This is a genomic window from Kocuria sp. APC 4018, assembly GCF_030407675.1.
Lineage (GTDB): Bacteria > Actinomycetota > Actinomycetes > Actinomycetales > Micrococcaceae > Kocuria > Kocuria rhizophila.
Genome location: NZ_JASDCY010000007.1, coordinates 57,481 through 67,759, shown reverse-complemented (window position 1 = coordinate 67,759; position 10,279 = coordinate 57,481). Strand labels below are relative to the sequence as shown.

Annotated in this window: 12 protein-coding genes; 6 read left to right on the top strand and 6 right to left on the bottom strand. The window is 69.3% G+C overall.

The annotated features are described in order from the left end of the window. Positions 1-65: 65 nt before the first annotated feature. The 3 genes from QL985_RS02610 to msrB form a co-directional block, all read right to left on the bottom strand. Positions 66-1,340, bottom strand: a complete 1,275-nt coding sequence (locus QL985_RS02610) for an HRDC domain-containing protein (RefSeq protein WP_101888372.1) — start codon at positions 1,338-1,340, stop codon at positions 66-68. Between the two features lie 146 nt (positions 1,341-1,486). Further along, complete coding sequence (locus QL985_RS02605) at positions 1,487-2,077, bottom strand: DUF3000 domain-containing protein (RefSeq protein ID WP_121566625.1); 591 nt, start codon at positions 2,075-2,077, stop codon at positions 1,487-1,489. Between the two features lie 118 nt (positions 2,078-2,195). Beyond that, a complete protein-coding gene (gene msrB, locus QL985_RS02600) occupies positions 2,196-2,651 on the bottom strand; it encodes a peptide-methionine (R)-S-oxide reductase MsrB (RefSeq protein WP_219620214.1) in 456 nt (151 codons plus the stop codon). A gap of 116 nt (positions 2,652-2,767) precedes the next feature. On the opposite strand from msrB, the gene QL985_RS02595 reads away from it, so the two are divergent. Further along, a complete protein-coding gene (locus QL985_RS02595; RefSeq protein ID WP_019310663.1) occupies positions 2,768-4,006 on the top strand; it encodes an alpha/beta fold hydrolase in 1,239 nt (412 codons plus the stop codon). Positions 4,007-4,105: 99 nt separating this feature from the next. On the opposite strand, the gene QL985_RS02590 is transcribed toward QL985_RS02595, so the two are convergent. Next, positions 4,106-4,555 (bottom strand): SufE family protein, encoded by a 450-nt coding sequence (locus tag QL985_RS02590; RefSeq protein WP_019310662.1) that lies wholly within the window; start codon positions 4,553-4,555, stop codon positions 4,106-4,108. Beyond that, on the bottom strand, positions 4,552-5,460 hold the full coding sequence (locus QL985_RS02585) for a sulfurtransferase (protein ID WP_290147578.1): 909 nt from the start codon (positions 5,458-5,460) through the stop codon (positions 4,552-4,554). Before QL985_RS02585 ends, QL985_RS02590 begins: the two co-directional genes overlap by 4 nt. 277 nt (positions 5,461-5,737) lie before the next feature. On the opposite strand from QL985_RS02585, the gene zapE reads away from it, so the two are divergent. Continuing rightward, positions 5,738-6,787, top strand: a complete 1,050-nt coding sequence (gene zapE / locus QL985_RS02580) for a cell division protein ZapE (RefSeq protein ID WP_290147577.1) — start codon at positions 5,738-5,740, stop codon at positions 6,785-6,787. Positions 6,788-6,865: 78 nt separating this feature from the next. Here zapE and QL985_RS02575 read toward each other — a convergent pair whose 3' ends face one another. Further along, on the bottom strand, positions 6,866-7,048 hold the full coding sequence (locus tag QL985_RS02575; protein ID WP_019310659.1) for an antitoxin: 183 nt from the start codon (positions 7,046-7,048) through the stop codon (positions 6,866-6,868). Positions 7,049-7,332: 284 nt separating this feature from the next. On the opposite strand from QL985_RS02575, the gene nrdF reads away from it, so the two are divergent. The 4 genes from nrdF to QL985_RS02555 all read left to right on the top strand — a co-directional run bounded on the left by nrdF (position 7,333) and on the right by QL985_RS02555 (position 10,237). Continuing rightward, positions 7,333-8,313 (top strand): class 1b ribonucleoside-diphosphate reductase subunit beta, encoded by a 981-nt coding sequence (gene nrdF, locus QL985_RS02570; protein ID WP_019310658.1) that lies wholly within the window; start codon positions 7,333-7,335, stop codon positions 8,311-8,313. Positions 8,314-8,677: 364 nt separating this feature from the next. Further along, positions 8,678-9,526 (top strand): hypothetical protein, encoded by an 849-nt coding sequence (locus tag QL985_RS02565; RefSeq protein WP_259906214.1) that lies wholly within the window; start codon positions 8,678-8,680, stop codon positions 9,524-9,526. After that, complete coding sequence (locus tag QL985_RS02560; protein ID WP_259906216.1) at positions 9,424-9,900, top strand: site-specific integrase; 477 nt, start codon at positions 9,424-9,426, stop codon at positions 9,898-9,900. The genes QL985_RS02565 and QL985_RS02560 overlap by 103 nt, the downstream gene beginning before the upstream one ends. 130 nt (positions 9,901-10,030) lie before the next feature. Next, a complete protein-coding gene (locus QL985_RS02555) occupies positions 10,031-10,237 on the top strand; it encodes a helix-turn-helix domain-containing protein (RefSeq protein WP_290147576.1) in 207 nt (68 codons plus the stop codon). Positions 10,238-10,279: the final 42 nt, after the last annotated feature.

Sequence of the window (10,279 nt, the reverse complement as noted above, 5' to 3'; positions counted from 1 at the left end):
TCTCCACCGACCGCCGTTTCTGCCGCCGACGGACGCACGGGATGGTGGCGGGTGGGCCGGCGCCCTCAGCCCTGGGGCTCGGCGCCCTGAGGATCGGCACGCTCCGCGGGGCGTCGTGAGCGCAGGTCCCGCCAGTGGGCGCCGATGACCGGAGCCACGCGCTCCACCTGCCACGAGCGGGCGCCGAGCTCACGCAGCCGCTCGGCCACGGCGTCGTCGGACGTGGAGCGCGGCGGCTGCCAGCAGAAGCGCCGCAGGTGCTCGGGGGTGAGCAGGTTCTCCGAGGGCAGGTCGAGCTGCGCGGCGAGCTCGGCAACCGCGGGCTTGAGCACCTTCAGACGCTCGGAGGCCTCGGGCCGCTTGGTCTCCCACCCCTTGACGGGCGGCAGCGCGGTGGAGGGCACGGTCGCGGGCACGGGCTCCTCGGTGAGTCGCGCCTCCTGCACGGCCGAGAGCCAGCGCGTGGCCTCGCGGGAGGCCAGACGGCCGTGGAAACCGGGGGTGGACATCAGCTGGGGGACGGTGCGCGGCATCGCGTTGGCGGCGGCGACGATCGCGGAGTCCGGCAGCAGCCGGGTGGGCGCGATGTCCTTGTGCTGTGCGAGGGACTCCCGTGCCTGCCAGAGGTTGCGCACGGCGGTGAGCTTGCGCCGCCCGCGCACGTTGCCCAGCCCGTGGGTGCGCCGCCAGGGGTCCTGCCGCGGAGGGGGCGGGGGTGTGGTGCGCACGTGCTCGAACTCCTCGAGCGCCCAGTCCAGCTTCCCCGCCTCGGCCAGCCGGTCCTCGGTGGCCCAGCGCAGCTGGACGAGCACCTCCACGTCCAGGGCGGCGTAGTTGAGCCAGTCCACCGGCAGGGGACGCTGGGACCAGTCCACGGCCGAGTGCTCCTTGGAGAGCGTGAAGCCCAGCAGCTCCTCGGTCATCGAGGCGAGCCCCACCTTCCGCAGCCCCAGCAGCCGTCCGCCCAGCTCGGTGTCGAAGAGCCGGTCCGGTCGCATGTCCAGCTCCGCGAGGCACGGCATGTCCTGGGTGGCCGCGTGCAGCACCCACTCGACGCCGCGCAGCGCTTCGTCCACCTGCGCGAGGGAACCCACGGCCTCGGGGTCGATCAGGATGGTGCCCGCCCCTTCGCGGCGCAGCTGCACGAGGAACGCGCGCTGGCCGTAGCGGAAGCCGGAGGCGCGCTCGGTGTCCACGGCCACGGGTCCCGTGGCCTCGGCGAGCTGCTCGGCGGCGCGCGTCAGACCCCGCGCGGTGTCCACCACGCGGGGCAGACCCTCCGCGGGGCCGTTGAGGTGCACGGTCGCGGGGACGGCGAGGTGCTCGAATCCCGGGACCACGATCTCGGCGGGACCGGGCTCACGGGCGGGAGTGGGATCGTCGGCGTGTCTGTTGATGAGAAGTTCCTCGTACGGTGGTGCGACGGCGGCGGAACCGGCTCCGCGCCGTCGGGCAGACTGGGATCAGTGTCGGGCCCCGGTGGTGCTCACACGAACGCCACGTCGTCGTGGCGCGGGGGCAGCCCTGCAGCAGTACAGAGTACCTGGGCCCACGCGTGCAGGTGCGACTGGGCCCAGTGGGGAATTCCGGTGCGGGGGACGGGTGTCCACGAGGCGCGGACCTCGACCTGGGCCACGTCGGCCCGGTCCGTGAGGCTTCCGTAGTGGCGTTCCACGATCCGGGAGGCGGTGCCGCCCTCGGCGGTGAACTGCGCTCCGTGCTCGGAGAGGGTGTCCGTGAGCCAGGACCAGCTGACGTCCGTGAGCAGCTCGTCGCGGCCCATCTCGGTGTCCATCCGGGACCGGAACCAGCTCACGATCCGGAAGGGCCCCTGCCAGGGCTCCGGGCAGGACTCGTCGTACAGCACCACGAAGCGCCCGGAGGCCGGGGCCTCGCGCGGCGCGACGTCGAGCTCGGCTCCGTGCGCGGCGGGTGGGTGCCCCACCTCGGCGGCGAAGGAGATGGCGTGCGGGGCCAGACCCCTGGGCGGCGCGATCCTGCTGAGGGTGATCTCCGGGCGGAACCGGGCAGTCTCCAGGGCCCGCACGACTGCGCGGAACACATCCGGAGTGCTCATCAGCTCGGTCACCGCTCCCACAAGGTCACAGTAACCACACCGCCGGATGTGACAGCGCGTTTGGTGTCGTGTCGTGGGCACGCGTCACGGCGGGTCCGGGCGCGGTGGCGCGGGTGCCTCAGCGCCCGGGGGCCAGGCGCAGCGACACCGAGTTCATGCAGTACCGCAGATCGGTGGGCGTGCCGTAGCCCTCGCCCTCGAACACGTGGCCCAGGTGGGAGTCGCACGTGGCGCAGCGGACCTCCACGCGCTTCACGCCCATCGAGGTGTCCTCGATGTAGCGCACCCTGTCCTCGGCCAGCGGCGCGAAGAACGAGGGCCAGCCGCAGTGGGAGGCGAACTTGGTCTCGGAGCGGAACAGCTCCGCCCCGCAGGCGCGGCACTCGTAGACGCCCTCGGTGGTGGTGTCCACGTACTCACCGGAGTTCGGCGGCTCGGTGCCGGCCTCGCGCAGCACGTGGTACTCGGCGGGGCTCAGCAGCTCCCGCCACTGCGCATCGGTGCGGGCCGCGGCCGCCTCCGGCGTCAGTGCCGCCCCGGTCTTCTCGCGCTGGGTGTCGTGGTTCGTGTCCACGGTGTGCCTCCCTGTCCTGGGTGTGGTGGTCCGCTCGTTCCAACGACGACGCCGCGTCCGTTATGCCCGTTGCGCGCCGGGGCGGGCCGGGAGAGCGGGCGTGCCAGAATGGCGCCATGGCACTGCGGAGCTCCCACGACACCGAGTCCTCACGATCCTGGCGCCACGGCGCCCTGGTGGGAGCGGGTGTCAGCATCGGTGCGGCGTCGGCCACGTTCGCCCTGTCCGGGGGCGCCGCGGCCCTCGTGGCCCGCCACGTGGTCACCCCGTCCACACGGCCGGGGAACGTCACGGTGCTCAAGCTCGAGCGCGACCCGAACTCGGAGCAGCAGCTCGTGACACTGCCCGCCACCTCCGACACGCGCGTGGCGGGCACCTATGCGCTGCGCTTCGACGACGGCGCGGGACTGACCCGGATCGGTTTCGTGGTCCGGCAGACCGGTGGCACGGTCACGCGCATCGTGGAGCGCGTGTACCGCGGCGAGCTCGCGGAGGGCAAGCGCGGGTTCTGGACGGGCACCGTGTACGCGCGCCCGTCGGATGCAGGCCTGGCCTACAGCAAGGTGCGGATCCCCACGGAGCTCGGCCCCGCCCCGGCGTGGGTGATACCCGCGGACGGGGACACCGCCCGGGCCGATCACGGTGGGACGTGGGCGGTCATGGTGCACGGCCGTGGCGCCCAGCGTCCCGAGTGCATCCGCGGTGCGCGGGTGGCCCACCAGCTGGGCCTGCACTCCCTGATCCTCGCCTACCGCAACGACCAGGAGGCCCCCACCACCGAGGACAACCGGTACGGTCTCGGGTTCACGGAGTGGGAGGACATCCAGGCGGGCATCGAGTACGCCCTGGGGCACGGCGCCTCGGACGTCGTGCTCTTCGGCTGGTCCATGGGCGGGGCGATCGTGCTGCGCACCACCGAGCTGACCCGGTACCGGGACCGGATCCGGGCGCTGGTGCTCACGGGGCCCGTGGTGGACTGGTACGAGCTGCTGGCCCACCAGACCCGCATCCACCGGATCCCGCGCCGGGTGGGTCGCCTGGCCGCGGACATGATCTCCCACCGCATGGGCCCGCGCATCACGGGTCTGGCCGCGCCCCTGGACCTGCACGCCCTGGACTGGCTCTCCCGCTGGGAGGACATCACCACGCCCACGCTGATCCTGCACTCCACGGACGACGAGGTGGTGCCCGTGGCGGGCTCGGTCAAGCTTGCCAACCTGAGCCCGCACGTGGACTTCGTGGGTTTCTCCGGTGCCCGGCACACCAAGGAGTGGAACATCGACCGCAAGCGCTACGAACGTGCCATTGGTGACTGGTTGGGCGCGGTCCTCAGGCAGGACTCCGGGGGCGTCTGAGCGCACGACGGGGTGAGCGACCCCACGGGACCGCACTCGGACACGGCGCGAGCCGCCCCTGGAACGGGACGGCTCGCGCGGCTGGGAGCGGCAGTCGGTTCAGGCGCCCTGCAGTGCCGTGATCTGGCGTTTGATCCGCCCGAGCATCGCGGACATCCCCCGCATGCGCAGGGGGGAGACCAACGACGTCAGTCCGAAACGCTCCGGGAGGTCGTCGGGGACGGCCAGCACCTGCTCGGCCGGCAGCCCGTTGAGACCCTCGTGCAGGATCGAGGCGAAACCGCGCGTGGTCGGTGCCTCGGCCGGCGCGGAGAAGAACAGCTGCACCGGGGCCTGCGGCCCGGTGCCCTCCAGCTCCACCGTGAGGAACAGCGGGGACTGGCACTCCGTCACCTGCTCGAGCTCCTCGGGGTGCTCACCAAGCCGGGCGGGCAGCTCGGGCAGGGAGCGGGAGAACTCCAGCAGCAGCTGCAGCTTGTCGGGCTCGGGGACCTCGTGGAACTCGGTGACGAGCTCCGCGAGCTGGGAGGGAAGGTCCTGGGTGCTCATCGGGTGGCCTCCGGGGCCTCGCCACGCTCCTCGCCCCGGGCCACGGGAACGCGCACCGCGTTGCCCCACTCGGTCCACGAGCCGTCGTAGTTGCGCACGTTCTCGAAGCCCAGCAGGTGCGTGAGCACGAACCAGGTGTGGGAGGAGCGCTCGCCGATGCGGCAGTACGCGATCACGTCCTCGCCGGGGGTCAGCCCCACCTCGTCCAGGTAGATGGCCTCGAGGTCGTCGCGGGACCTGAACGTCCCGTCCTCGGCGGCGGCCCGGGCCCACGGGACGGACGCCGCGGTGGGGATGTGCCCGCCGCGCAGCGTGCCCTCCTGGGGGTAGTCCGGCATGTGGGTGCGCTCACCCGTGTACTCCTGCGGGGAGCGCACGTCGATCAGCGGGGTGGTGCCCAGCGCGGCCAGCACGTCCTCGCGGTACGCGCGGATCGGTGCGTCCTCCCGCTCGACCACGGGGTAGTCCGCGGGCGTCACCTCGGGGCGCTCGGTGCTCAGCTCGCGGCCCTCGGCGATCCACTTGTCCCGGCCGCCGTCCATGAGACGGACGTCCTGGTGGCCGAACAGCGTGAACACCCACAGGGCGTAGGCCGCCCACCAGTTGGACTTGTCTCCGTAGACCACCACGGTGTCCTCCCGCCCGATGCCCTTGGCGGACATCAGCTGCGCGAAGCGCTCGCCGTCCACGTAGTCGCGGGTGACGGGGTCGTTGAGCTCGGTGTGCCAGTCCACCTTCACCGCGCCGGGAACGTGACCGGTCTCGTACAGCAGGACGTCCTCGTCGGACTCGACGACGACGACGCCCGGCTCGCCCGCGTGCTCGGCCACCCACTGGGTGGAGACCAGCCGCTCGGGGTGCGCGTACTGTGCGAAGGCCTCGTTGTGCTCTGCATCTGCAGCCATGGGGAGGGTTCTCCTTGTCCTCGTGCTGTCGTGCGCGTGACGCCCGGAGTCCCGGGCGCTTCTCGGTCCCCAGCGTAGTGCTGGGCGCGCACCGCTCGCATACCGGGCGTGCCGGGGAGGTCACGCGCGGTCACGGTGTTCACCACGGGCTGAGCGGTAGCATCGGGGGTGAAACGGGGTGCTCGGGCACCTCACCGTCGTCCGTCCGCAACAGGACCGGCTCCGGATGCGCCGCGGTGGTCGGCGCACCGGGTCCCGGTCGGGAGGCCCTGCACACGTGAGCACTCAGATCGAACACCTCGTCGACCGCAATCCGCGCGTCTCGGCCGATGAACTGCTGGACGGCTTCCGGCCCTCGGAGCGTTTCGGGGAGGTGTCCTTCGAAACCTACCGCCCGGATCCGTCCCAGCCCTCGCAGGCGGAGGCCGTGGAGAAGCTCAGGTCCTTCGCGGCGGGAGTCTCCGGGCGTGGCGCCGGGGGCGGCGGCGGGTTCTTCTCCAAGATCTTCGGCGGCCAGAAGGCACCCGCCGCCGCCCAGGGCATCTACCTGGACGGCGGCTTCGGCGTGGGCAAGACCCACCTGCTGGCATCCCTGTGGCACGCGGCGCCCGGCCCCAAGGCGTTCGGCACGTTCGTGGAGTACACCAACCTGGTGGGCGCTCTCACGTTCCGGCGCACGGTGGACGCCCTCAAGGAGTACTCGCTGGTGTGCATCGACGAGTTCGAGCTGGACGACCCCGGGGACACCGTGCTGATGTCCCGGCTCATGCGCGAGCTCGCGGACGCCGGGGTCAAGCTCGCGGCCACGTCCAACACGCTTCCGGGCTCGCTGGGGGAGGGCCGCTTCGCGGCGCAGGACTTCCAGCGCGAGATCCAGGTGCTCTCCAGCCAGTTCGAGGTGGTGCGCATCGACGGCGAGGACTACCGCCACCGCGGGCTGCCCGAGGCACCGTCCCCGCTGGCCGACGACGCCGCCCTCGACGCCGCCGTGGAGCAGCACTTCGCGGGTCGGCGGGTCGCCGTGGACGACTTCGACGCGCTCGTGGACCAGCTCTCCCGCGTGCACCCCTCCCGCTACCGGGCCCTCATCCAGGACCTGGACGCGATCGCGTGGCGCGGTGTGCGCACGATCGACCAGCAGGCCGTGGCACTGCGCTTCGTGGTGCTCGCGGACCGGCTCTACGACCGTGACCTGCCGATCCTCTCCACGGGTGTGCCGTTCGACCGGGTCTTCACCGAGGAGATGATGGCCGGCGGGTACCAGAAGAAGTACTACCGCGCGGTCTCACGCCTCACGGCCCTGGCGCGGGAGGCCGACGAGGCCTGATCCGGGCTGCCGGGCCGGCGCGAAGAACGGGCTCCCTTCCGATCGGAAAGGAGCCCGTTCTGCGTGGGTGGGCGGGAACTACTCGTTGCCGCCGAGGTGGCCGCGCACGGCGTCCTGGCCCTGGTCGACCTGGCCCTCGAACTTGCCGCCGGTCTTCTCGTCCACCGTGTCACCGGCCTTGTCGATGCCCTGGTTGACCTTGTCCTCGTGGCCACCGGCCATGTCCTTGGCCTTGTCTGCGAGTCCTCCGAAATCAGGCATGATCAGAAACCTTTCGTTCGAGTCACCAGCCCGGTTGCGGGTCGGCATGTGAGCCATCCTGCATGCCGCGACCACATCGGGGGAAGAGGTCCGCGGGGGAGTTCGCCCTCAGAAAACAGCGTCGGCACCGACCCCGGAAACCCGTCACGGTCCCGGGTGCGGGTGGAGTACGCTGGGAGGTCCCCCTGCACGGCCCCCGCCAGCCCCTCGTGGTACGAGACCGCGGGACGGTCTTCCCACGTGCGCACCGGGACACAGCCAGCTACGAAGGAGTCTGCGCCGCCATGACCACCGAACAGGTCGAGCTGCTCCGCCACCCGGCGGAGGCCATCAACTGGAACCGCGTCCAGGACGAGAAGGACACCGAGGTCTGGGACCGTCTGACCTCCAACTTCTGGCTGCCCGAGAAGGTGCCGCTGTCCAACGACGTGCAGTCCTGGAAGACCCTCACCGCCGAGGAGCAGGACCTCACCATGAAGGTGTTCACGGGCCTGACCCTGCTGGACACCATCCAGGGCACGGTGGGCGCGGTCTCGCTCATCCCGGACGCCAAGACCCTGCACGAGGAGGCGGTGTACACCAACATCGCCTTCATGGAGTCCGTGCACGCCAAGTCCTACTCCTCGATCTTCTCCACGCTGTCCTCCATGAAGCAGATCGACGAGGCGTTCCGCTGGTCCAAGGAGAACGAGCACCTGCAGCGCAAGGCGGACATCGTCCTGCGCTACTACAAGGGTGACGACCCGCTGAAGAAGAAGGTGGCCTCCACGCTGCTGGAGTCCTTCCTGTTCTACTCGGGGTTCTACCTGCCCATGTACTTCTCCTCGCACGCCAAGCTGACCAACACCGCGGACCTGATCCGGCTGATCATCCGCGACGAGGCCGTGCACGGCTACTACATCGGCTACAAGTACCAGAAGGGTCTGCTGCAGGAGACCCCCGAGCGCCAGCAGGAGCTGAAGGACTACACCTACGACCTGCTGGACGAGCTCTACGACAACGAGGTGGCCTACGCCGAGGCCCTCTACGACTCCGTGGGCTGGACCGAGGACGTCAAGAAGTTCCTGCACTACAACGCGAACAAGGCCCTGAACAACCTGGGCTACGAGGCGCTGTTCCCGCGCGAGATGACGGACGTCTCCCCAGCGATCCTCTCCTCGCTGTCCCCGAACGCGGACGAGAACCACGACTTCTTCTCCGGCTCCGGCTCCTCCTACGTGATCGGCAAGGCCGTGAACACGGAGGACGAGGACTGGGACTTCTAGAAGTCCTGGTCCGCTCCTGACCGCTCAGGGGTGGTCAAGGGTCCCGGATCTGCGAGTTTTCGCAGGTCCGGGGCTTTTTCGTGCCCTCTTCAATACGACAGGAGAGGACGACAATGAGCATCAACACCCATTCAGTAGGGCACACGGGGGGCACGCACACACCTGCATGGTGGGAGCAAGGTGGATCGCCAGGAGAAATTTGGGTCTGGCACACCCCTTGGGTCGTGCCCCTTCGTGCCTTTCAGCACGCTCTGAATGTCGAGAAAAAGCCTGTTGACCAGGGGTTTTGCGACGTGCTTCCGATGAGGGACACGAAGGGGCACGAGAGCTCCCTGACATCCGTTCGAGGTCAGGGGAGGACACGATGAGCGCCACTCAGAAGACAGGCAGGGCTGCATCGAGGCGAGAGGGATGGGGTCGGATCCGTAAGCTGCCCTCGAGCCGCTGGCAGGCCCGTTATCCCGCCCCTGATGGCCGGATGTACACGGCGCGGACTGAGGACGACAAGTCTTTGACGTTTCTCACGAAGACGGACGCCCGCACCTGGCTGGCCGGCATGCACACCAGGATCTCAAGAGGGGAGTGGGAGCCACCCGCGGTCGTCGCCAAGCGGCGGCGCGCTGCTGCCGCCGCCGACGAAGCACGCTCGGTCGGGTTCACGACCTACGCCAAGCGCTGGATCGAGATGATCCGCACAGAACCCAACCGTTCCGGCAAACGACGCGCGGCCGGAACGGTCCGCTCCTATGCGAGCAAAGTCGACGGCTACCTGATTCCGGAGTTCGGCGACACCCCGGTGCGCGAGATCGACATCGACCGGATCAAGGTCATGACCACACGTCTGGACCAGATACCGTCTCCACTGAACCCGAAGTCGAAGTTCAACGGCATCACACGATCGGTCCTGACCGCGCTCATGATGGTCCTCAGGCAGGCTGCCCGGGACGGGATCATCCCGGCCGCGCCGAGCATCTCGATCCCCAAGCAGGAATCGGTGCGCCACGACGCAGAGCATGACGAAAGCGATGACGTCGCGACTCCCGGCCAGGTCGACGCCCTGTACAAGGCAGCGCCGGATCGGTATGCGATCACGATCCTGCTTGCCGCCTGGTGCCACTACGCCGCGGTGAGTGCCTGGGACTCCAGCGCAGGGACATCGAATGGCACCCAGACGGGGGAGCGACCCTGCACGTGCGCAGACAACTCAACGTGAACACAGGCGATTTCTCCGAACCGAAGAGCGAGGCGGGGAAAAGAGCGCTGAGCGTCCCACGGATCATGCTGGAGCCCTTGAGGAAACACCTGGAGGACTACGTGGCGCCAGAAGCGAAGGCACCGGTCGTCCCGGCCAGCACGCGGGGGAGCGTGCCGTTGTCACACACGCGGTGGGGGTACATCTGGGGCGAGGCTCGCGAGGCGGTTGAGAGCGTGGCACACGGATTCCGATTCCACGACTTGCGGCATACCGGCTTGACGATCTTCGCCCAGGAAGGTGCAACGTTGGCCGAGTTGATGAGACGCGGCGGGCACTCCGACATGCGCGTCGTTCTGCGCTACCAGCACTCCACGATGACTCGCGATCGCTAACTCGCCGATCGTCTCAGCGCTCGCGTGGAAACCGAACTTGGGGTCTCCTAGAGGCATGCCATCAAGTCGGTACGGGAGTGGCGCACGTACCTGAGAATCAGTAATCGTTGGCTGACGAAGAGGGACCACGATGACAAACCAGAGTCGCGCCGATACCACGGCACGAAACCTTGTATCACTGGCGGAGGCTGCGTCGAGATTCGGAGTGTCAACCAAGACACTTCGCCGCAGGATCTCGGACGGAACGATCCACGGCTACAAGGTCGGACGTCTTGTCCGGGTCGACCTCGACGAGCTCGATCAGAGACTCATCGTCGAGATGCCGACCACGAGGTGAGAGACGTGCGGTGGGCGGGTCCTGGAGGACCCGCCCACCGTG

Excerpts from the sequence above, each read along its gene's own strand:
- QL985_RS02605 (WP_121566625.1), bottom strand. The coding sequence starts at position 2,077 with ATGAGCACTCCGGATGTGTTCCGCGCAGTCGTGCGGGCCCTGGAGACT.
- QL985_RS02595 (WP_019310663.1), top strand. The coding sequence starts at position 2,768 with ATGGCACTGCGGAGCTCCCACGACACCGAGTCCTCACGATCCTGGCGC.
- QL985_RS02590 (WP_019310662.1), bottom strand. The coding sequence starts at position 4,555 with ATGAGCACCCAGGACCTTCCCTCCCAGCTCGCGGAGCTCGTCACCGAG.
- QL985_RS02585 (WP_290147578.1), bottom strand. The coding sequence starts at position 5,460 with ATGGCTGCAGATGCAGAGCACAACGAGGCCTTCGCACAGTACGCGCAC.
- QL985_RS02575 (WP_019310659.1), bottom strand. The coding sequence starts at position 7,048 with ATGCCTGATTTCGGAGGACTCGCAGACAAGGCCAAGGACATGGCCGGT.
- nrdF (WP_019310658.1), top strand. The coding sequence starts at position 7,333 with ATGACCACCGAACAGGTCGAGCTGCTCCGCCACCCGGCGGAGGCCATC.
- QL985_RS02565 (WP_259906214.1), top strand. The coding sequence starts at position 8,678 with ATGAGCGCCACTCAGAAGACAGGCAGGGCTGCATCGAGGCGAGAGGGA.
- QL985_RS02555 (WP_290147576.1), top strand. The coding sequence starts at position 10,031 with ATGACAAACCAGAGTCGCGCCGATACCACGGCACGAAACCTTGTATCA.